At 75.7% G+C, this 21,167-nt stretch carries 16 protein-coding genes; 7 read left to right on the top strand and 9 right to left on the bottom strand.

What is annotated here, in order from left to right:
• Positions 1–19: 19 nt before the first annotated feature.
• From ACLQ14_RS10105 to ACLQ14_RS10095, 3 genes are all read right to left on the bottom strand, one after another.
• Complete coding sequence (locus ACLQ14_RS10105) at positions 20–3,577, bottom strand: UvrD-helicase domain-containing protein (protein ID WP_425812511.1); 3,558 nt, start codon at positions 3,575–3,577, stop codon at positions 20–22.
• On the bottom strand, positions 3,574–6,984 hold the full coding sequence (locus tag ACLQ14_RS10100; RefSeq protein WP_425812509.1) for an ATP-dependent helicase: 3,411 nt from the start codon (positions 6,982–6,984) through the stop codon (positions 3,574–3,576). Before ACLQ14_RS10100 ends, ACLQ14_RS10105 begins: the two co-directional genes overlap by 4 nt.
• Positions 6,985–7,111: 127 nt before the next feature.
• Positions 7,112–7,396: a hypothetical protein gene (locus ACLQ14_RS10095; RefSeq protein ID WP_425812507.1), complete on the bottom strand. Its 285-nt coding sequence runs from the start codon at positions 7,394–7,396 to the stop codon at positions 7,112–7,114.
• 232 nt (positions 7,397–7,628) lie between these two features.
• On the opposite strand from ACLQ14_RS10095, the gene ACLQ14_RS10090 reads away from it, so the two are divergent.
• Positions 7,629–8,309 (top strand): TetR/AcrR family transcriptional regulator, encoded by a 681-nt coding sequence (locus ACLQ14_RS10090; RefSeq protein WP_425812505.1) that lies wholly within the window; start codon positions 7,629–7,631, stop codon positions 8,307–8,309.
• 439 nt (positions 8,310–8,748) lie between these two features.
• Positions 8,749–8,973: a DUF3107 domain-containing protein gene (locus tag ACLQ14_RS10085; RefSeq protein WP_425812503.1), complete on the top strand. Its 225-nt coding sequence runs from the start codon at positions 8,749–8,751 to the stop codon at positions 8,971–8,973.
• A gap of 61 nt (positions 8,974–9,034) precedes the next feature.
• Here ACLQ14_RS10085 and ACLQ14_RS10080 read toward each other — a convergent pair whose 3' ends face one another.
• Positions 9,035–9,787 (bottom strand): ferritin-like fold-containing protein, encoded by a 753-nt coding sequence (locus ACLQ14_RS10080; RefSeq protein WP_425812501.1) that lies wholly within the window; start codon positions 9,785–9,787, stop codon positions 9,035–9,037.
• Between the two features lie 293 nt (positions 9,788–10,080).
• On the opposite strand from ACLQ14_RS10080, the gene ACLQ14_RS10075 reads away from it, so the two are divergent.
• Positions 10,081–11,754 (top strand): DEAD/DEAH box helicase, encoded by a 1,674-nt coding sequence (locus tag ACLQ14_RS10075; RefSeq protein ID WP_425812499.1) that lies wholly within the window; start codon positions 10,081–10,083, stop codon positions 11,752–11,754.
• Positions 11,755–11,926: 172 nt separating this feature from the next.
• Positions 11,927–13,273 (top strand): uracil-xanthine permease family protein, encoded by a 1,347-nt coding sequence (locus ACLQ14_RS10070; RefSeq protein ID WP_425812497.1) that lies wholly within the window; start codon positions 11,927–11,929, stop codon positions 13,271–13,273.
• Between the two features lie 22 nt (positions 13,274–13,295).
• Here ACLQ14_RS10070 and ACLQ14_RS10065 read toward each other — a convergent pair whose 3' ends face one another.
• On the bottom strand, positions 13,296–14,042 hold the full coding sequence (locus ACLQ14_RS10065; RefSeq protein ID WP_425812495.1) for a dienelactone hydrolase family protein: 747 nt from the start codon (positions 14,040–14,042) through the stop codon (positions 13,296–13,298).
• Positions 14,043–14,127: 85 nt separating this feature from the next.
• Positions 14,128–14,847, bottom strand: a complete 720-nt coding sequence (locus ACLQ14_RS10060; protein WP_425812493.1) for a GTP pyrophosphokinase — start codon at positions 14,845–14,847, stop codon at positions 14,128–14,130.
• A gap of 125 nt (positions 14,848–14,972) precedes the next feature.
• Between ACLQ14_RS10060 and ACLQ14_RS10055 the strand changes: the two genes are divergently transcribed.
• Entirely contained in the window at positions 14,973–15,299 is a 327-nt protein-coding gene (locus ACLQ14_RS10055) for a DUF3467 domain-containing protein (protein WP_425812491.1), read from the top strand.
• Between the two features lie 277 nt (positions 15,300–15,576).
• Here the strand turns inward: ACLQ14_RS10055 and ACLQ14_RS10050 are convergent, their stop codons facing one another.
• From ACLQ14_RS10050 to ACLQ14_RS10040, 3 genes are read right to left on the bottom strand one after another with little or no spacing between them, the layout of a single operon-like run.
• Complete coding sequence (locus tag ACLQ14_RS10050; RefSeq protein ID WP_425812489.1) at positions 15,577–17,025, bottom strand: pentapeptide repeat-containing protein; 1,449 nt, start codon at positions 17,023–17,025, stop codon at positions 15,577–15,579.
• Between the two features lie 43 nt (positions 17,026–17,068).
• A complete protein-coding gene (locus tag ACLQ14_RS10045) occupies positions 17,069–17,686 on the bottom strand; it encodes a MarC family protein (RefSeq protein WP_425812487.1) in 618 nt (205 codons plus the stop codon).
• A gap of 7 nt (positions 17,687–17,693) precedes the next feature.
• Entirely contained in the window at positions 17,694–18,560 is an 867-nt protein-coding gene (locus tag ACLQ14_RS10040; RefSeq protein WP_425812485.1) for a PHP domain-containing protein, read from the bottom strand.
• A 116-nt stretch (positions 18,561–18,676) separates the two neighbouring features.
• Between ACLQ14_RS10040 and ACLQ14_RS10035 the strand changes: the two genes are divergently transcribed.
• Positions 18,677–19,540 (top strand): alpha/beta fold hydrolase, encoded by an 864-nt coding sequence (locus ACLQ14_RS10035; RefSeq protein WP_425812483.1) that lies wholly within the window; start codon positions 18,677–18,679, stop codon positions 19,538–19,540.
• A 34-nt stretch (positions 19,541–19,574) separates the two neighbouring features.
• Entirely contained in the window at positions 19,575–21,158 is a 1,584-nt protein-coding gene (locus ACLQ14_RS10030; protein ID WP_425812481.1) for an aminopeptidase P N-terminal domain-containing protein, read from the top strand.
• The last annotated feature ends 9 nt before the right edge of the window (positions 21,159–21,167 follow it).

Genomic DNA, 21,167 nt, shown 5'->3' with positions numbered 1-21,167 from the left:
GCGCCGCGCGCGGACCCGGTCACCGGTCGCCGCGCACCAGCGCCTCGAGCGCGGCCTCGTCGAGCAGGTCGACGGGACGTACCACCGTGTCGTCGGCGACGTAGTAGAACGCCGCGGACACCTCCTCGAGCGGCAGGCCCGACCACCGCGCCCACGCGAGGCGGTAGGCCGCGAGCTGCACCTCGCGCGCGCGGCGCGCCGCCTCGTCGTGCGGTGCGCGGCCCGTCTTCCAGTCGACGACGACGGCGCCCGTGCGCCCGCCCGGTCCGTCGCCCGGCCGCGGTTCGAGCCGCTCCGGGAACACCGCGTCGATGCGGCAGCGCACGACGACGCCCGCGACCGGCGTCTCGACGTCCACCTCGATCGCGAGCGGCTCGCGCGACGCCCACACCGACCCGAGGAACGTGGCCCGCAGCGCCTCGAGCTGCTCGTCGGTCCGCACGTCGGCGTCGTCGGCGCCCGGGAGGTCCTCGACGTCGAGCAGGGCGGCCGCGCCGAAGTACCGCTCCACCCACGCGTGGAACGCCGTGCCTCGCCGCGCGTGCGTCGACGGCTTACGCGGCACCGGGCGGCGCCGCGACAGGGCGAACGCGTCGCGGTCCGCCGCGAGCGCGACCAGCCCCGACGCCGACACGTGGGCGGGGAACGCGACCTCCGCGCTCGCCGCGTCCCGAGCCGCGCGCTCGGCCAGGAGCAGGCGGGCGAGGGCGGCGACCGAGTCGTCCTGGGACGCGTCCTGGGCGAGGACCGACGCGCCCGTCGCGGCGGCCTCGCGCACGGCGTCCGCCGCAGCCCGCACCGCGCGGACCGCGGGCGACGGGCCGGGGGGCGCTTCGTCGGGGCGGGCGGCGTCGGTTCGGGCGGCGTCGGTGACGGCGCCCTGGGGCGCCGGCTCGGGGGCGACGTCGCCCGTGTCGTGCCCCGCCGGCGCCGCGGGCCACCACCCGGTGCGCACACGGTCGGCGAGCGGGTTCGACGCGCCGTCCTCGGGCGCGCCGGCCCACTCCTCCGGGCGCAGGCCGGCCCCGACCAGCTCGATCAGGAACACCGACGGCTCGCTGGGCCTGGTCCCGGTGCGCCACCACGACCCCGACAGGTGCAGCTCGTGCCGGGCGCGCGTGAACGCGACGTACGCGAGCCGGCGCTCCTCCGCGAGCTCGTGCTCGCCGGACGCGAGCTTGAAGGCCTTGAGGGCGTCGTTCAGCTCCGCCGGGTTCTCGGCGTCGTCGTAGGCGAGGCGGGGCAGGTCGCGCGCGTCCCCCCGCAGCGGGTACGGGAGGTTGCCGAGGCCGGTGAGCCAGCCGGAGTCGGTCGGACCGTCGTCGCCGAACCGCACCTGCGGGAACGCCTGCTGCACCAGTCCGGGCACGACGACGACGTCCCACTCGAGACCCTTCGCGCCGTGCACGGTGATGACCTGCACGGCATCCGGGTCGACGTCGCGCAGCGGCAGGTCGAGGCCGCCCTCCTGCGCCTGCGCGGCGCCGAGCCAGGCGAGGAACGCGCCGAGGGTCGGCATGTCCGCCGACTGGGAGAACTCGACCGCGACGTCGCGGAAGGCGTCGAGGTGCGCGCGCCCCAGCTCGCTGCCGCCCTGCGCTCCCGCGTCGAAGAGCGCCGCCGCGACGTCGACCTCGATGTCCAGGCCGAGCGCACGCTCCGCCTGCGTCACGAGCTCGGGCAGCGACAGGTACGTCTGGGTCCGCACGGCCCGCAGGTCGCGGGCCAGGGAGCCGAGCCGCGCATGGGCCGCCTCGGTGAGCGTCCGGCCGTCGCGGGCCGCGCGTCCCGGGGCGGGGAGGTCGTCGAGCGCGTCGACGAGCGAGCGGTGGTCGACGACGTCGCCCTCGAGGATCGCGGGGTCGGCCTCCGCACCCGCCGGGCCCGCCGCGTCGTCGGGGGCGGCGGCGGGTGCCGGGGACCCGTGGTCGTCCGGCGAGCCGTCCGCGGCCCGCTCGGCCCTGCGGTCCTGCGCGTCGGCGAGGTCGCGGGCGCGGCTCGCGAGCGCGAACAGGTCGGCGGCCCCAAGGTTCACGCGCGGCCCGGTCAGCAGGCGCGCGAGGGCATCGCCCCGCGACGGGTCGTGGGCGACCTGGAGGAACGCGACCAGGTCGGTGACCTCGGGCGTCGACAGGAGCCCGCCGAGCCCGACCACCTCGACCGGGATCCCGCGCGAGCGCAGCGCCGCCTCGACGGGGAGGAACTGGCGCCGCGCCCGGCACAGCACCGCGGCCGACGGCATGGGCCGCCCCGCCGCGGCGGCGCCCGCCCGTGCCCGGGCCACGACGTCGGCGAGGTGCGCGGCCTCCTCGTCCTCCGTCGCGTGGAACGTGACGTGGACACCGCCCGCGCCCGCGCCGGGGCGCGCGGCGAGCCGGTCCACGGGCACCTGCGACGACGCGCGCAGCGGCTCGGCGGTGCGGTTCGCGACGTCGAGGATCGCGCGGTCGTTGCGCCACGACGTCGAGAGGCTGAGCACGCGCGCCCGGGCGCCGCGGGGCTGCCCCGGCGTCGACGCCTCGCGGAACCGCTCGGGGAACCGTCCGATGCCGCCCGCGCTCGCCCCGCGCCAGCCGTAGATCGACTGGTTCGGGTCCCCGACGGCCGTGACGCCGTGGCCCGCGCCGAACAGGGCCGCGAGCAGCTCGACCTGGGCGTGGGAGGTGTCCTGGTACTCGTCGAGCAGCACGGCCCGGTACCGGCCGCGCTCGAGCCGCCCGACGACGGGCACCTCGCGCGCGAGCCGGGCCGCGATCGCGACCTGGTCGCCGAAGTCGAGCGCCTCGAGCCGCCGCTTGCGCTCGGCGTAGGCGGCGACGACGTCGAGCAGGCGTGCGCGCTCGCCGAGGCTCGCGAGCAGCTTGTCGACGTCGGAGTAGTGGGCCCGGCGCTTGCCGAGGGGGACCGCGGCGATCGCGTCGGCCAGCCGCTCGAGCCGGGCCTTCGCGTCGGAGGGCTCGAGCAGGTGCTCCGCCAGCGCACCGGACAGCGACCGCACGGCGTCGATCACGGACGACACGGCGGCGTCGGTGCCGAGGTCTCCCGCCCAGGACTCGACGACCTCGGCCGCGAGCTGCCACTGGCTCGCCTCGCTCAGCAGGCGGGAGCCGGGCTCGATCCCGAGCCGGAGCGCGTGGTCGCCGACGAGCCCGGCGGCGTAGGCGTTGTACGTGGAGACGGTGGGCCGGTCGAGCAGCGCGAGACCGTCGCTCGCCCCGCCGGTGCGCCGGGCGAACTGCGCGAGCCGGTCCTGAACGCGCAGCGCGAGCTCGCCCGCAGCCTTGCGCGTGAAGGTCAGCCCGAGCACCTCCTCGGGCTGCACGTGCCGGTTCGCGATGAGCCAGACGACGCGCGACGCCATCGTCTCCGTCTTGCCCGAGCCGGCGCCCGCGATGACGAGCAGCGGGGCGGCGGGGTCGGCCTCGATCACGGCGACCTGCTCGGGCGTCGGCGCCGGACGGCCGAGGATCTCCGCGATCTCGAGCGCCGCGTACCGTCGGCGGACCTCCGGCTCCGGCTGTGCCTCCGGCTCCGGCTCCGGCTCCGGCAGCAGGATCCGTTCGAGCTGCTCGGTCACGCGATCACCTGTCGTCCCTCGGGCTGGGCGGGGCACGTGCGCCGGACGGGGCACGACCCGCAGAGCCGGTTCTCCTGGGCGAGGAATGCGGACCCCGCCATGGTCCGCGCGACGCCGTCGACGAGCTGGGCCGCCCAGGCGCCGCCGTCCGGCTGCTCGGCGAGCGGTTCCTGCTCGCGCAGGGCCGCGTTGCGGCCGGTGCCCAGGTAGACGAGGCGGGCGCCGGCCGGGCTGGCGCCGTCGGGCAGGTCCGCGCCCGGGCCGTCCTCAGGCTGCTTCGAACCGTCCACGCCGCCGAGCTCGACGGCGAGCTGGTATGCGCCGAGCTGGGCGTGCTGCTCGGTGTCCGCCTTCGACGGCGCGTTGCGGCCGGTCTTGAGGTCGACGACCTCGACCGCGCCGGGGTCCTCGGTCGCCTCGACCCGGTCGATGACGCCGCGCAGCGTCGCCCGCTCGCCGACGTCCACCCGGAACGGCACCTCGACCGCGAGCGCCGTCCGGTCCTTGAGGTAGCCGGCGAGCCGCTCGACCATCGCGTCCGCCCGGCGCCGCGTCTGCGTCGCGGGCCAACCCGGTTTGAGGCCGAGCTCGGGGAAGCGGCGGTCGAGCTCGGCCGCGAGCGCCGCGTGGCCGCCGTCGGGCAGGGTCTCGGCGACGGCGTGGACGAGCGTGCCCAGGGTCTGGACGGTCGCGTCGGGCGCGGTGCCGCCCGCGGTCTCGAGCGCCCAGCGCAGCGCGCACGCGTCGACCAGCTCGACGCGCGACGGCGACACCACCACGCGCGCGTCGCCCGGGTGGAGCGGCTCGTCGCTCGTGACGTCGCCCGCGCCGTACCAGTGCGCGGGGTCGGCGCCCGGCACGCCCGCGCGGGCGAGATCGGCGAGCAGCGCGGCGGCCCGCGTCCCCTCGACCGGCTCCGCGCCGTCGCCCGCGCCCGCCTCGACGAGCGTGCGGCGCAGCGACCCGACCAGCCCGCGCAGGTCGAGCGAGGCCTCGCGGCGGCGGGGCGCCCGGCCCTCCTCCGGCGGAGGCTCCACGAGATCGAGGAAGACCGACGGGCGGTCGTCCGCGTCGTCGACGGCGGTCACGACGAGCCGGCGTCGCGCGCGGGACACCGCGACCGCGAACGTGCGCAGCTCGTCGGCGAGGACCGCGCGGCGGGCCGCGGCACCCGTCTCCCCCTCGGTCCCGCCGATCTCCCGTGCGGCGAGGAGCTCGACGAGCGCCTGCGAGCCGAGCAGCGAGTCGCGCAGGCGCAGGTCGGGCCAGACGCCGTCCTGCACGCCCGTGACCACGACGACGTCCCACTCGCCGCCCGCGGCGCCTGCCGGCGTGAGCGCCGACACGGACCCCGCGCCGACACCCTGCGCGGCGAGCGTGTCGGCGGGGAGGTCCTGGGAGCCGAGGTAGTCGAGGAACGCGCGGACGGGCGCCTGCGGGAGCCGGTCGACGAACGTCTCGGCAGCGCGGAAAAGCGCGAGCACCGCGTCGAGGTCCCGGTCGGCGCGCGCCCCGGCCGTCCCGCCCTCGAGCGCCGAGCGCTGCCAGCGCTCGGCGAGGCCGGTCGCCTCCCAGGCGGCCCAGAGCACGGACTGCGCGTCGGCGTCGGGCTCGCGCGACGCCGTCCGCGCGGCCTCGACGACCCGTGCGACGCGCTCCGCCGGGAGGCGTACGGCGGCGGGGAGGGTGGCCGCGCGGGCCGGGTGCTCCACGACCTCGGCGAGCAGCGCGTCCGACGCGCGGCCCCCGCCGCCCGCGCGCTCCTCCGCGCGCAGGGCCCGCCGCAGGCGTCGCAGACCGACGACATCGAGCCCACCGACCGGCGACGTCAGGAGCTCCGCGACCACGTCCGGGTCCGCGACGGGACCGGGGTCGGCGACGGGCTGCGGCTCGGCTGCGGCCTTCGCAGATTCCCCGGCCGCCAGGTCGGTCTCCGCCTCCTCGCCTGACGCCTCCAGGTCGAGCGCCAGCCCGACGACCGCGAGCAGGGGCCGGACCGCCGGCTCGTCGCGCAGCGGCACGTCGGAGCCCAGCAGGCTGACGGGCACCTGGGCGGCGAGCAGCCCGCGCCGCAGCGCCGCGAGCTGGCCGCCGGCGCGCGCGACGACGGCCATGCGCTCCCAGGGCGTGCCGCGCAGCAGGTGCTCGGCGCGGAGCACGCGGGCGACGTGCGCGACCTCCTCGGCCCCCGAGACGAAGGTCGCGACCTCGACCTCGGGCCCGACGGCGCCCGTCGCGCCGGGCGGGAAGACGCCCTCGCCCGCGCCCGCGCCGTCGTCGGGAGCGGGGAGCCGCTCGGGCGACGCAGCACGCCGGTGCGCGGCGGCGCCGAGGGTCGGGACCGCCGACGCGACCCGCGCGACGACGGCGCGCAGCTCGGCGGGGTGCCGCCACGCCGTCCCGAGGTGCAGCGTCAGGGCGTCGAACGCGCCGACCTGCCCTGGCCCGCCGCCCGGCCGCGCGCCGGCCTGGCCGAGCAGCGCCGGGCTCGCGCCGCGGAACGTCTGGACGGCGACGTCCGGGTCGCCCAGCAGGACCAGGCGCGCGCCGTCGTCGCGCAGGACCTCCAGGAACGCGGCGGTGGCCGCGGTGGCCTCCTGGTAGTCGTCCACGACGACGACGCGCCACCGAGGGCGCGGCACCCCGGGAAGGTCCGAGTCCCAGGTCCGCAGCGCCTCGGCGGCCTCGGCCACGACGACCGCGGGATCGACCCGGGCGCCCCGGTCGGGCGTCCCGGTGCCGAGCGCCATGACGGCGAGGTACTCGTCGTAGAGCTGGGCCGCGAGCGCCCACTCGGGGCGGTCGTGCCCACGGCCGAGCGCGGCCAGCTCGGACGGCAGCAGGTCGTGCTCGGCGGCGCGCATGAGCAGGTCGCGCAGCTCCTGACGGAAGCCGCGCAGCCCGAGCACGTCCTCCGGCAGACCGGGCGGCAGCCGGAGCGGCACCCCGACCCCGGCCACGTGGCCGGCCAGGAGCTCGGAGAGCAGGAGGTCCTGCTCGGGCCCGGAGACGAGGGTCGGGAGCGGGTCCCCGAGCGCCTCGGCCCGCGAGCACAGCACCGCGAACGCCGCCGACGCCGCCGTCCGCACCAGCGGCGCGGACAGCGTGCGGGCCGCCCTGTACGTCAGCACGTCGCGGAGGGACGCCGCCGCGCGCCGCGACGGTGCCAGCAGCAGGACCTCGTGCGGCGCGACACCCCGGGCGAGCGCCTGCGCGGCGACCTCGACCGCGACCGTCGTCTTGCCCGTCCCCGGCGCCCCGAGGACGACGAGCGCCTCCCCCGGCGCCAGGTCCCCCGCGGCCCGGAGCGCGACCGCCTGCGTACCGTCGAGAGCGCCGTCGGAGCCGGAGGTGCGCAGCGCGGGGGGCGCGGGCGGCAGGAGGCTGACGGCGGGAGCGGGCGGCACGGCCTCATCCCATCACGCACCGCCGACACCGCCGGCGCCGGCCACCGTCGGACCCACGTGGTCCGGCCGACGCCCGCGGAGCGGCCGTGCGATCGCGGAGCGGTCGTGCGATCGCCTGAGCAGGCGCTCAGGTCACCGGGCGCCGTCGTCCTCGCCCGACGGCGGGCCGCACCACGAGCCCGGCTGCGACTCCTCCCGCCGCCAGCGCCATCCAGCCCACCCGCCAGGGCCACGCGCCCGCCCGCATGCACCCGTCGCTGATGTCCTGCCGGGCCTCGGTCGAGAACTCCCCGCCGTAGACCACGTACCCGCTCCCGGGATGGGCACGGAACGCGCTCGGGCACGCCTCGCCGTCGACCTGTCCGGCCCAGCTCCAGGACAGGAGGGCGACGACGCCGCCCAGCGCGAGCATGACGGCGGCCCTGTTGACGGCCCGTCTTCGCCGGTCACCGCCCCGGTCGGGATTCATCGCGCCAGCGTGGCACGGTCCCTGTGTTCATGTGGCGTAGGTCTCATGGAAGCTACGTTCACGCTGGTCACGGCGGCGCCGTCTCACCAGGTGTACAGCCCCTTGGACAGGCGGACGACGACCTCTACCATCCGAGGAACCGGCTCGCGAAGCCAGGACCGAAGGGGGGAACGACGTGCCCGCCACAGCAACGCTGACCCACCGGATCCCGCGTGCCGCGCGCCGGGTCCAGCTCCTCGGGATCGCCACGCGGCTGTTCGCCGCGCACGGCTACCACCACATCTCCATGGACGACCTCGCCGACGAGGCCGGCGTGTCCAAGCCCGTGCTCTACCGGCACTTCCCGTCCAAGCTCGAGCTCTACCTCGAGGTGGTGGACGCCCGGGGGAACGACCTCGTCGCGGCGGTCGACGCCGCCCTCGCGCCCGCCCGTGCCGGCAACCCGTCCGCGTCGTTCGACGGCGGCGACGTCGTGCAGTCCGTCGTGGAGGCGTACGTGTCGTTCGCCGTCGACGCCGGGCAGTCGGCCACGCTGCTGTTCGAGTCGGACGTCATGCGCGACGACGCCGTCCGCGAACGCGTCCTACGACCCGACGCCGTGAACGCCGACGCCTTCGCCGACGTCCTCGTCCTGCGCTGCGGCATGGATCGCGAGCAGGCGCTCGTGCTCGGCCGCACCTGCACGGCCATCGCACGCTCCGCGGCGACGGAGGTAGCCGAGCAGGCCCGCGTCGCCGCCCGCCGCCCCGACCAGGGGAGCCGCTCCGGTCGCGGTGTCGACGACGCCGCCATCAGCAGCCTCCTGTCGACGTTCGCCTGGCGCGGCCTGCGCTCGTTCGTCGCCCCCGCCACCTGAACCTCGCTGGCGTCACGCGCCGTCGTCGCCCGCGAGATACCGAGATGCGCTCGAGATACCGATGCAAACTCGGTACCTCGACCCGACCTCGGTATCTCGCCGACGCGTGCCCGGTCTGCGCAGGGCTCGTCGCCGTTGGAGAACCGGGCGTCATCGTCGGCGAACAGAGCGTTCGGGCGGGCGACCATCGGCGAGGGCGGGACGGACGCGGAGGGTGGAGCGGGAGCCAAGCGAGGAACGAGCGAGGCGGATGGAAGGCCGCGCGCCACACCGCCGGACCGCCCGTCCCAGCCGAAAGAGCGTCACCATCGGCGAACCGAACGTTCAGCGCTGAGCGATCACGGCACGTCGCGGCGACCCGACGACGCACCCCCACCACTACGATCGTTCGAGGTGGTTGGCCCGCAGGCCCACCGCGAGACGATCGAAAGGAACCGTGGTGGAAGTCACGATCGGTGTGAAGCACCTGCCCCGCGAGCTCGTCATCGACACGGACCTCACGGCCGACGAGGTCGCCGCCGCGGTCGCGGCCGCGCTGAAGGACGAGAGCACCCTGGAGCTGAAGGACTTGCGCGGGCGCCGGTACGTCGTCCCCGGCGCGTCCGTGGGCTATGTCGAGATCGGCACCGAGGAGACGCGCCGCGTCGGCTTCGGCACCATCTGAGTCTCCTGACCACGAGGGGCCCGGCCGTCGGCCGGGCCCCTCGTGGCATCTGCGGCGACTGTCAGGCGGTGAGCCCCAGCCGCCGCATCCTCAGCGCGTGCCGCTCCGTGAGCTGGCGTAGCGCCCAGGTGTGGGTGTCGACCTCGGACGCGCGGGTGGGGGCGGCGTCGTCGGGCGTCTCGGCGGCCCGCGCGAGCGCGAGCAGGTGCAGGAACGTCGGGCTGCCGGTGAGCAGCGACTGAGCGAGCCGCAGCGCCTCGCCGACGAGCCGGCGCCCCCACAGGGCGAGCCGGGCGGACAGCACCCGGTCGGCTGCGGCCGCCTCAGCGAGCTGCTGCACGGCCTCCTCGTCCGCGACGCTGCCCTCCATGACGCGCAGGACGACGTCGCGTGAGACAGGGTCGAGGGCCGGCGCGCACAGCCGGCAGAAGTCCTCGGCGACGGACCGCCCGACGAACTCGCGCAGCACCTCCTCCTCCCACGTGCTGGGCGGGGTGCGGGCGTCGAAGTCGGCGAACGCGCCGTCGAACGGGGTCATGGCCGCCACGGGTGACGCGCCGAGCTCGCCGATCCGCGTGAGCACCCGCTCGCACCCCGCGAGTGCAACCCCGGCGCGGCGGGCGTGCGCGAGGCGGCCCTCGACGTCGAGCGCGTCGGCGGCCTCGGCGGCGAAGCGGGGGACGTCGTCGAGCTCGAACGCCCCGACCAGCCCGAGGAGCTCGACCACCTCGTCGACGCTCGCGGAGCCCGCGAGCCCGTCGCCGGGGCCGGGCGGCGGGGAAGCGGCGGGGGGCGTGGAGCTCGTGACGGCCATCCGTCCAGGATAGGCAGGGCCGCATCCGATACCATGTGCGGGTACCTCGGTTGCCCGGTCGTCCTGCAAGCCCTGGTTCGCGTCGAACGCGCGAGCCGCATCGACCACGACGGCCCGGACCTGGTCCGGATCGTCCCGCCACGACGGCGGCGCATCTTCACGATCGGCTGCCGGCCCTTGGCGCACGCGCCCCGGACAACGCCGTCCCGCACCCCGCCGCCCCTCATGGGCGCGAGCCCGGCGCGGGAGACCGGTCCGCGCGCAGCGGCGCCCCGACCCGAACACGAGGAACCGTGACCAGCACCACCGACGCGCCCGTCGCCGACGAGAGCGCCACCGACCTGAACACCAGCGAGGCCAGCGCCGAGACGGCAGCGGAGCCCGCTCCCACCCCGACCTTCGCCGACTTCAACGTGCGCCCCGCGATCGTGGACGCGCTCACCGACGCCGGCATCCTCCACCCCTTCCCGATCCAGGCGATGACCCTCCCGGTCGCGCTGGCGCGGCACGACATCATCGGCCAGGCGAAGACAGGCACCGGCAAGACGCTCGGCTTCGGCGTGCCGCTGCTCGAGCACGTCGTCGCGCCCGACGAGGACGGCTTCGACGCGCTCGACGCGCCGGGCAAGCCGCAGGCGCTCGTCGTCGTCCCGACGCGCGAGCTCGCCGTCCAGGTCGCGAACGACCTGGCCACGGCGTCGCGCCGCCGCCAGGTGCGCGTCGCGCAGATCTACGGCGGCCGCGCCTACGAGCCGCAGATCGCCCAGCTCACCGCGGGCGTCGAGGTCGTCGTCGGCACGCCCGGCCGGCTCATCGACCTGGCCAACCAGCACCACCTCGACCTGTCGCACGCGAAGACCGTCGTGCTGGACGAGGCCGACGAGATGCTCGACCTCGGCTTCCTGCCCGACGTCGAGAAGCTCATCGCCGCGACCCCGCCGCGCCGCCACACGATGCTCTTCTCGGCGACCATGCCGGGCGCCGTCGTCGCGATGGCCCGCCGGTACATGACGCAGCCGACGCACATCCGCGCCAACGACCCCGACGACGGCGGCGCGACCGTCAAGAACATCAAGCAGGTCGTCTACCGCGCGCACGCCCTCGACAAGGTCGAGATGCTCGCGCGGATCCTGCAGGCGCGGGGCCGCGGCCTCACCATCGTGTTCGCGCGGACCAAGCGGACCGCCGCGAAGGTCGCCGACGAGCTCGTCGACCGCGGGTTCGCCGCGGCAGCGATCCACGGCGACCTCGGTCAGGGCTCCCGCGAGCAGGCGCTGCGCGCGTTCCGCGCGGGCAAGGTCGACGTGCTCGTCGCGACCGACGTCGCGGCCCGCGGCATCGACGTCGACGACGTCACCCACGTCGTGAACTACCAGTGCCCCGAGGACGAGAAGACGTACCTGCACCGGACGGGCCGCACGGGCCGTGCCGGCAACAAGGGCACCGCGGTGACCTTCGTCGACTGGGACGACGTCCCGCGCTGGGGCCTGATCGACAAGGCGCTCGAGCTCGGCATCCCCGCGCCGGTCGAGACCTACTCCTCGTCCCCGCACCTGTACACCGACCTCGACATCCCCGAGGGCACCAAGGGCCGCCTCCCCAAGAGCCAGCAGGTGCGCGCGGGTCTCGGCGCGGAGGTCCTCGAGGACCTCGGCGAGACCGGCAAGCGCGGCGGCTCCCCCGCCCGGGCGCAGGGCTCGCACGGCGGGTCCGGCCGGTCCGACGACGGCCGCGACAGCGGGCGCTCCGGCGCACGCGGGCGCGGTGGCCGCGGCGGCTCCGGCGGGCGGCGTGAGGGTGGCCCCGACGCGGCGGGCTCCACCGGGCCCAAGCCGACCACCGCCGGTGGCGCGGCCGACGGCGCGACCCAGGGGACGTCGTCGGGCACGGGCGAGGGCCGCACGCGGCGCAGGACCCGCCGCCGCCGCTCGGGCGGCACCGACGGGTCCGCCCCCGCGGCGGACTGAACCCCAGCGCACGGATCGCGAGCCGCGCACCGACCCCGCTCAGCGGGGTCCGGTGCGCGGCTCGCGCCTTTCACGGCCCGCCCGACCGCCTGGTATCGGACCCGGACAGGTGCGACAATCCTCGCCAGCCGGATTCCACGGCCGACGCCCGCGCACCCGACCCGGAGGACCCATGCCCGCCACCCCGACCGTCTGGCGCCTGCACGGCGACGGGCGCCACGTCACGCCCGGGAAGGTCGTCGCACCCGACGAGCGCCTGACCTGGCCGCGCACCGTCGGTCTCGGTCTGCAGCACGTCGTCGCGATGTTCGGCGCGACCTTCCTCGTGCCGCTGCTGACCGGCTTCTCCCCCGCGACGACGCTGTTCTTCTCAGGGATCGGCACAGCGCTGTTCCTCGTCATCACGCGGAACAGGCTGCCCAGCTACGTGGGCTCGAGCTTCGCGTTCATCTCCCCGATCCTCGCGGCCACGGCGTCGGGCGGGAAGCACCTCGCCGTCGGCGGGATCCTCATCACGGGCGTGGTGCTCGCCGTCGTGGGCGCGATCGTGCACCGCGCGGGGGCCGGGTGGATCAACGCGCTCATGCCGCCCGTGGTCACCGGGACGATCGTCGCGCTGATCGGCCTCAACCTGGCGCCGGCGGCGTGGCAGAACTACCAGGTCGCGCCGTCCGCAGCGACCATCACGCTCGGCGTGATCCTGGTGGTCACCGTCTTCTTCAAGGGCATCCTCGGCCGCCTGTCGATCCTCGTCGGCGTGGTTGTCGGCTACCTCGTGACGTGGCTCGGCGGGAACGTCATGGGCTGGAGCACGTTCGGCTCGCTCGACTTCGCGACCGTCCGCAGCGCGAAGTGGTTCGGGTTCCCCGAGTTCACGACGCCGCACTTCTCGTGGTCGCTCGTCGGGCTGTTCGTCCCCGTCGTGCTCGTGCTCATCGCGGAGAACGTCGGGCACGTGAAGTCGGTGGCCGCGATGACCGGCCGCGACCTCGACCCGCTCACCGGCCGTGCCCTGTTCGCCGACGGCGTCGCCACCACGCTCGCCGGCATCGGCGGCGGCTCCGGCACCACCACGTACGCCGAGAACATCGGCGTCATGGCCGCCACGCGCATCTACTCCACGGCGGCCTACTGGGTCGCGGCCGCGGCCGCCTTCGTGCTGTCCATGTCCCCGAAGTTCGGGGCGCTGATCGCGACCATCCCCGGCGGCGTGCTCGGCGGGGCCACCACGATGCTCTACGGCATGATCGGCATCCTCGGCGCGCGCATCTGGGTCCAGAACAAGGTCGACTTCTCCGACCCCGTGCACCTCGCGAGCGCCGCGGTGCCGCTCGTCATCGCGATCGCCGACTTCCGTTGGAAGCTCGGGAACCTCGAGTTCACGGGCATCGCGCTGGGTGCCGGGGCAGCGCTCGTGATCTACCACGGCATGCGGTGGATCGAGCGCTGGCGCGGCACCGGGCAGGAGCCTGCGAGCCCGGCGTCGGTCCCGCTCCCGGACGAGAGCGCCGCACGGTAGCCCCCGTCGGCGCGGCGACCCGTCAGGCGCCGGGTGCCCTGCCCAGGTGTCGAGCGAAGAAACGGACCGCGCTGTCGATCTCGAACACGGGGACCCGGTGGTGGCCGCCGGGGTTGGCGTGCAGCGTCTTCTCGGCGGAGCCGAGGGCGTCGAACAGGGCCATCACGGCGTCCCGTGGGTTGCCCTCGTCGTCCCACTGGAGGACCAGCTCGACCGGGACGGTGATCCGCGCGGCCGGCTCGAGGAGCCACTCGCTCCCGATCAGGCCGAGGACCGCGGCCGAGATCCGAGTCTCCGCCGCGACCAGCCGGACGCCCATCTCGCCGCCCTGGGAGAGCCCGTAGTACCCCACGGGCCCGCCGCCGACGACGTCCAGCCGCTGCAGCGCGTCCAGGGTGGCCCGCCAGTCGGGGATCAGCTCGGCAGCCACCACGTCGCAGAGGGCCCGCCACTCCGGCCCGGGCGGCTCGCCCGCGAGCTCCCGTTCCTGGATGATCGCGACGAGCCGCCGGACCTCGGGGTGCTCGGGCCGGTCCCCCGTCCCGGGCGCGTCGATCGCGGCGACCGCGTAGCCGCACTCCTGCACGAACGGGATCGCCCGGGAGACGACCTCCCAGCCCTTCCGGTGCTGGCCGCCGCCGTGCCCCACGAGGACCAGCGGACGCGGCCCGGCGGCGTCGGCGGGGGTCCAGAGCGCGCCGGGGATCTCTCCGAGCGTGAACAGCTGCTCGCGGACGCCGTCGGCCGTGCTCTCGTCGGTGATGCGCATGGCGGCCAGCACAGCAGGGCCGGCGCCCGGCAACCAGCGAAATTGCCGTCGTGCGAGCTCGCGCCGTCCTGCGCGCACGACGCCGTCACGACGCGGCGCGGACCTCCGCGGGCCCCGGCGGCTCGTGCCGCGGGTCGCTCGTACCCTCGGGCGCGACGTCGGGCCCCGTCGTGACCTCGTCGCGGATGCGTTCCATCGTCTGGTCGAGAGTCATCGCGACGTCCGCGGCGAGCTTGAGCGCGTCGGTGATGTGGTGCGGCACCTCGCGGTCGTACTTGTAGTAGATCTTGTGCTCGAGGCTCGCCCAGAAGTCCATGGCGATCGTCCGCAGCTGGATCTCGACGACGACCTCCTCCACCCGGTCCGACAGGAACACCGGCACCCGCACGATGAGGTGCAGGCTCTGGTAGCCGTTGGGCTTGGGGTGCGCGATGTAGTCGCGCTCCTCCAGGACCTCGAGGTCCCGCTGCGCGACGAGCATGTCGCGCACCCGGTAGATGTCCGTGACGAAGCTGCAGGTGATGCGGACGCCGGCGATGTCGAGCATGTGCTCGCGGATCGACGCGGGCGTGAGCGCGATGTCCTTGCGGCGCGCCTTCGCGACGATCGAGTCCACCGACTTGAGCCGCGACCCGACGTGCTCGATCGGGTTGTCGTCGTGGAAGTGCTTGAGCTCGTCCCTCAGCACGCCGACCTTGGTCATCACCTCGTCTATGCCGAACTTGTACGTCATCATGAGGCGACGGACGTCCTTCGCCGTGGCGGGGCTCAGGGACGGTGCGCGATCGGTCGACTGCTGGCTCACGTTCCTTACGGTACGCGGACCGACCTGAGCGCTTCCTGAGGACCACGCCCGGTGGACCTGCGAGGCTGGGCACAGTCGCCGGCCCGTCGGAGGCCCGCCCGGCCCCGCCCACCCGAGGAGAACCCGTGCCCGAGTCGCAGCAGCTCCAGATCGACGTCCCCGACGACGTGGAGGTCGGTGTCCCCGCCGACTTCGCGTCGCTGTGGCACACCCCCGCGACGTTCGTCATCGACTTCGTCGCGCTCAAGCACCCGCCGCAGCCCGCCGTCGACGAGACGACGGGCGAGGCGCACCCGCTCGTGTCGGGACGGGTGGTGACGCGCGTCCGGATCCCCCCGGAGCAGGTCTTCGAGCTCGCCAAGGCCCTCACGACCCAGCTCGACGCGTGGGAGCGGGAGACCGGCCGTCGGGCCGACGGCAGCGGGCCGTCGACGTCGGCGCCCTCGGCCTGAGGTCCGGCCCGACGGTGACGTCGGGCGGTCGTGGCTGGGTCGGGCGGGTCGGGAGGGGCGCGCGACCGGGCCTGCGTCGGGCCGACATACCGAGTCCGGGCCGAGATACCGCGCGTGCATCGGTATCTCGAGCGCATCTCGGTATCTCACGCCCGACGACGACGGCGCTCGGCCAGGCTGCCGAGGCGAACCGCCTGCCCGCACCCACCCGCGGACCGACCACAGACACCGACGGCACGATCGGCGAACGCAGCGTCACACCGTCGGCATGTTCGGGTCAGCGCTTCCGGAGGTCCCGCACCGCCTGGTACGCAGAGGCGTTCGCGTCCGACGACGTCGCCACCGCCGCGACGGGTTCCGCCGCCACGCGGTCGTCGACCGCAGGCCCGCCGGTGGCCGCCGGCCGCGCGGCACGGGCGACGCGCAGTCGCTGCGTGACGCGCCCGACGAGCCAGCTGAGCGCGAGCAGCGCCGCCCCGACCCACGCGCCCGTCCACCCGCGGGCGTAGCCCCACGCGCAGGTCGCGGCCGTGCAGCTCGGGGCTCGCGGGTACTGGCCGAACGCCGAGCCCAGCAGCACGGACATGATCGTCGACACGAGCACGAAGTAGCCCGCGAGGCCGAGGGCCGCGGACACCGCGCCGAGCACGCCCCAGCGCGCCTGGAGCATCGCGGCGCCCGCGATCAGCGCGAGGAACCCCAGCACGGTGAGCATCGGCAGGATCATCAGCGCGTCGGACCAGTCGATGTCGGCCCGCAGCTCGGACACCGTCAGCGCCACGGCCCCCGCCAGCACCACCGCCCCCGCCGCCACCGAGGCCGGACCGGTCCCGCGCAGGTCCCTGCCCTCCCGGCGCCGTCGGGCGGCGGCACGCCGGCGCGGGACGACGACCCCCAGCGCCAGGAGCAGCGTGGCGACAGCAGCGATCGCGTCGAGCGGGGCGTCACCGGACGACGCGGCCGCGTCGCCGAAGCCCCCGGGGCGGGTCGTCTGCGTGAGGTCCGCTCCGGCGAGGACCGTGCCCGTCAGGCTCGCGTCCGTCAGGTCGGCCTGCGTGAGGTCCGCGCCCGTCAGGTCCGCGCCGCCGAGGCGGGCCCCCTCGAGGTGCGCCTGGCTCGCCTTCACGTCACGCAGGGTCGCGCCCGTGAGGTCCGCCCCCGTGAACGTCACCTGGACGAGGTCGGCTCCGGTGAGGTCGGCGCCCCGCACGCTCGTGCCGGGCGCGGCGGCCTGGACCAGGCTCGCACGGCTCAGGTCGGCGTCGTCGAGCACGGCGTGCTCGAGGTGCGCCTGGCCGAAGCTCGCGCCGGACGCTCGGGCGCCCGTCAGGTCGGCGCCCGTCAGCGTCGCCTGCCCGAGCGCCGTCCCGCGCAGGTCGGCGCCGGCCAGCCGCGCGCCCCCGAGGTCCGCCTGCGTGAGGTCCAGGCCCGCCAGGTGGGCGCCGCGGAGGTCTGCGCACCGCAGGTCGCGCGCGGCGGCCTGCTTCTGCGTGAGCGTCCGGCCCCGCAGCGCGGCGCCCTTCGTCGTGCCGCACACCGCGGCGCGCGCGGCGGACGCCGTCGACGTGGCGCTGGGCGACGTGGCGCTGGGCGACGGGCCGGCCGTCGCCGCTGACGCGGACGAGGTCCACGCCCCCGCGCCCAGCGCAAGCGCCGCGAGCGCGAGCACGACGAGCACGGCTCGTGACGCGGCGGGACGGCGGGGCGGCAGGGCGCGCTGGGGCACGGGAAGGGTCCTCACGGGGTCGGTCGGTGCGGCAGGCGGTGGGTCAGGCGGCCTTGACGAACGCCGTCACGGCGTCGGCGATCATCTGGACGGCGATCGCGGCCAGGAGCAGGCCGGCGATCCGGGTGACGAGCGTCGTCCCGGACTCGCCGAGCACCCGGTGGATGACGTTCGCGAACCGCATGGCCAGCCACAGGCACACGCAGACCGCGACCAGGCCGGCGAAGATCGCCACGTAGTCGGCCGCGCCGTCGGCGTTCTTCACGAACACCATGATCGAGACGATGGCGCCGGGTCCGGCGAGCAGCGGCGTGCCCAGCGGGACGAGCGCCACGTTCCCGCCGCGCGCGCTCGGCTCGGGGTCCTCGGCCTTACCGGTCAGCAGCTCCATCGCGATGAGCAGGAGCAGGAGGCCGCCGGACGCCTCGAGCGCAGGCAACGACACGTGGAGGTAGTTGAGGATCGACTGGCCGAACAGCGCGAAGGCCACGATGACGCCGAACGCCACCATCACCGCCGTGAACGCGGCAGCCTTGCGCTGCCTCGCGGTCATCGAGCTGGTCAAGGCCAGGAAGATCGGCACGGTGCCCGGCGGGTCCATGATGACGAACAACGTCACGAAGACCCCGACGAACAGCCGTGGGTCGAGCACGGCGTCCATCAGCGGCTCACGTCCTGATCACGGCGAGCGTCCCCATGTCCTCGATCCTCTCCAGCACGTTCGGTGCCGTGGTGTTCTCCGCGAGCCGGTTGGGTTTACCGGTCCCGTGGTAGTCGCTCGACCCGGTCACGAAGAGACCGAGACGCGCGGCGAGCCCCACCAGGTGGTCGACCTGGGGCGGGGTGTGGTCACGATGGTGGGCCTCGAGGCCGGCGAGGCCCGCGTCGGCGAGCTCCTCGATCACGGCGTCGGGCACGGTGCGGCCGCGGGCCGACGCGGCCGGGTGGGCGAACACGGGCACCCCGCCGGCCTCGCGCACCCGGCGGACGGTGTCGACGGCGCGCGGCGCGTAGTGCGGCACGTAGTAGGGGCTGCCCGCGTGCAGGACGGACTCGAACGCGGCCGACCGGTCGGCGACGACGCCCAGCCGCACCAGCGCGTCGGCGAGGTGCGGGCGCCCGACCGTCGCACCGGGCTCGGTGTGCGCGGCGATCTCGTCCCAGTCGACCGGGTAGTCGCGCGCGAGCAGGTCGACCATCTGGCGGGCCCGGTCGAGCCGGGCCGCGCGGACCTTCTCGCACTCCGCGGCCAGGGGCGCGTACGACGGGTCGTGGAGGTAGCTGAGGAGGTGTACCGACACGTGCCGCTCGCGCCCCCCGACGTCGAAGGCGGCCTGCGCCGAGAGCTCCGCGCCCCGCACGAGGCCGATGCCGTTCGCGAGCGCCGCGGCCGTCGCCTCGGGCCACCCCGCGACGGTGTCGTGGTCCGTGAGGGCGACGACGTCGAGGCCGGCCGCCGCGGCGTCGGACACCACCCGCCCCGGGGCGTCCGTGCCGTCGGACGCCGTCGAGTGCGTGTGGAGGTCGATGAGCACGTGCTCAGGGTATCGACCGCCGCGCACAGGACGTCCCCGAGCGCTCCGCAGTCCTCCCCCAGCCGGACGGAGAGGCGTCCAGGTTGCGGTGCCACCATGGAGGAACCCCCGAGATCGTGAGGCCCGTGTTGGACCCGAGCACCACCGCCCGCAGCGACGACGACGCCGCACCGGTCCCGGCCGCCGTCCGCCCGTCCGTCGTGTTCGTCCACGGGATGCGGACCTCCGGGGCGATCTGGGACGCGCAGCTCGCCGCCATGCACGACGCCGGCTACCCGGCGGCCGCGATCGACCTGCCCGGGCACGGGGTGCGGCGGCACGAGCGGTTCACGATGCAGGGTGCGTTCGACGCCATCGACGAGGCCGCCGCCGACCTCGCGGGCGGCACCGCCGCGCGCCCGCTCGCGCTCGTCGGCCTCTCGCTCGGCGGCTACACGTCGCTCGCCTACGCGGGGCGGGCACCCGAGCAGCGGGGCGCGCTCCTCCGGGGCGTCGTGGCGGCGTCGTGCAGCACGAACACGCACGGTCTGCCGCTGCGGACGTTCCAGGCCGGGCTGCGCGGATCGCTCGCGGCGGGTCGGCTCAGCCGCGAGCTGCGCGGCCGGACCGCGTCGGCGGTGTCGCGCCTCGTCGTCCCCCCGGCCACGCGGCGCGCGCTGCCGGGAGGTCGGACCCCTGCGGTCGCGCCGCTCCCCGTCGTCCGCGCTCCTCAGGCGCCGGGCTGGGACCTCGTCGCCGACGCGCTCCGCCACCTCGCCGGCGAGTCGTCCGTGCGCAACCTGCGCGCCGCCGACGTGCCCGTGTGGCTCGTCAACGGGTCGCGCGACCAGCTCCGGATGCAGGAGCGCCGGCACGCGCGCGCGGCAGCACGCCTGGTCGTCGTCCCCGGTGCCGGGCACGACGTGAGCCTCGAGGCGCCGGCCGCGTTCAACGACGTCGTGCTCGACGCGCTCGCCGCCTTCCGGCGGGCCCGCGCCTGACGGACCCGCCGGCGCTCGGTGCGAGACTGGGCGCATGACGACGAGCACCGCATCCGAGAACCCCCCGACCTCCGAGACGGGCGCGCCCGCGGACGGCCAGCCCGTCGGGTCGCGGGGCGAGAACCGGTCGCAGCGGCCGCAGTCGGAGGCGTTCCGGTCCTTCATCACGAGCGGCTGGGGGCCCCGGGCCGCGTCGGGCACGACGCGCTCCGAGGCCGCCGACTACGCGGCCGTGCGCCGCGCCCGCCTGTCCACCCGGTTCCCGGGCGTGCGCCTCGTGATCCCCGCGGGTGGCCTGCGGACCCGGTCCAACGACACCGACTACCGGTTCCGCGCGCACTCGGCGTTCGCGCACCTCACCGGCACGGGGACCGAGCTCGAGCCCGACTCGGTGCTCGTCCTGCACCCCGTCTCCGAGCCCGACGGCGCGGGCGGCACCACCGACGGCCACGAGGCCGTCCTCTACGTGCGTCCCCTCGCCGGACGCGACACCGAGGAGTTCTACGCCGACTCGCGCTACGGCGAGTTCTGGGTCGGCGCGCGCCCCAGCCTCGACGACGTCGAGGAGCTCACCGGGATCCGCGCCGAGCACGTGGACGGCCTGCGGGACGCGGTCGCGAAGGACGTGGGCACGGGCGGCGTGCAGGTGGTCGTCGTCACCGGTGCGGACGAGGCCGTCGAGGACCTGGTCGACGAGGTCCGCGCGTCCGAGAGCATCGCGAGCACCGCGCAGGAGGCCGGCTCGCACACCGACGAGGCGCTCGTCGAGGCCGTCTCCGAGCTGCGCCTGGTCAAGGACGAGCACGAGGTCCAGCAGATGCGCGACGCGGTCGCCGCGACGATCGACGGGTTCGAGGAGGTCGTGCGCGAGCTGTCCGCGGCGGCCGCGCACCCGCGGGGCGAGCGGGTCGTCGAGACGACGTTCGACGCGCACGCTCGTCTCGCGGGCAACGCGGTGGGCTACGAGACGATCGCGGCGTCGGGCGAGCACGCGACGACGCTGCACTGGATCACCAACGACGGCGCCGTCCGCGAGGGCGACCTCATCCTGCTCGACGCGGGCGTGGAGGTCGACTCCCTGTACACCGCGGACGTGACCCGCACGCTACCGGTCGACGGCACGTTCACCGACGTGCAGCGGCGCGTGTACCAGGCCGTGCTCGACGCCGCGGACGCGGCGTTCGCCGTCGCCGTCCCGGGCGCGAGGTTCCGGGACATCCACGCGGCCGCGATGGAGGTCATCGCCGCGCGCCTCGAGGAGTGGGGCCTCCTGCCCGACGGCGTCACCGCCGCCGAGTCCCTCGCCCCGGAGGGCCAGTACCACCGCCGCTGGATGGTCCACGGGACCAGCCACCACCTCGGCATCGACGTGCACGACTGCGCGCAGGCCCGCAAGGAGCTGTACCTCGACGGCGTCCTCGAGCCGGGCATGGTCTTCACGATCGAGCCGGGCCTGTACTTCAAGGCCGACGACCTCACCGTCCCCGAGGAGTACCGCGGCATCGGCGTGCGCATCGAGGACGACGTCCTCGTGACCTCGGGCGGCAACGAGAACCTGTCCGCCGCGCTCCCCCGCCGCCCCGAGGACGTCGAGGCGTGGATGGCCGGCCTGCGCTGACGCGCTGCC

The organism is Luteimicrobium sp. DT211, assembly GCF_049844995.1.
Lineage (GTDB): Bacteria > Actinomycetota > Actinomycetes > Actinomycetales > Cellulomonadaceae > Luteimicrobium.
This window is presented reverse-complemented; position numbering and strand designations above follow the sequence as displayed.

Bases quoted from the DNA above. Each gene is read 5' to 3' on its own strand.
- ACLQ14_RS10095 (WP_425812507.1), bottom strand. From the start codon at position 7,396: ATGCTCGCGCTGGGCGGCGTCGTCGCCCTCCTGTCCTGGAGCTGGGCC.
- ACLQ14_RS10080 (WP_425812501.1), bottom strand. From the start codon at position 9,787: ATGGCCGTCACGAGCTCCACGCCCCCCGCCGCTTCCCCGCCGCCCGGC.
- ACLQ14_RS10070 (WP_425812497.1), top strand. From the start codon at position 11,927: ATGCCCGCCACCCCGACCGTCTGGCGCCTGCACGGCGACGGGCGCCAC.
- ACLQ14_RS10065 (WP_425812495.1), bottom strand. From the start codon at position 14,042: ATGCGCATCACCGACGAGAGCACGGCCGACGGCGTCCGCGAGCAGCTG.
- ACLQ14_RS10045 (WP_425812487.1), bottom strand. From the start codon at position 17,686: ATGGACGCCGTGCTCGACCCACGGCTGTTCGTCGGGGTCTTCGTGACG.
- ACLQ14_RS10030 (WP_425812481.1), top strand. From the start codon at position 19,575: ATGACGACGAGCACCGCATCCGAGAACCCCCCGACCTCCGAGACGGGC.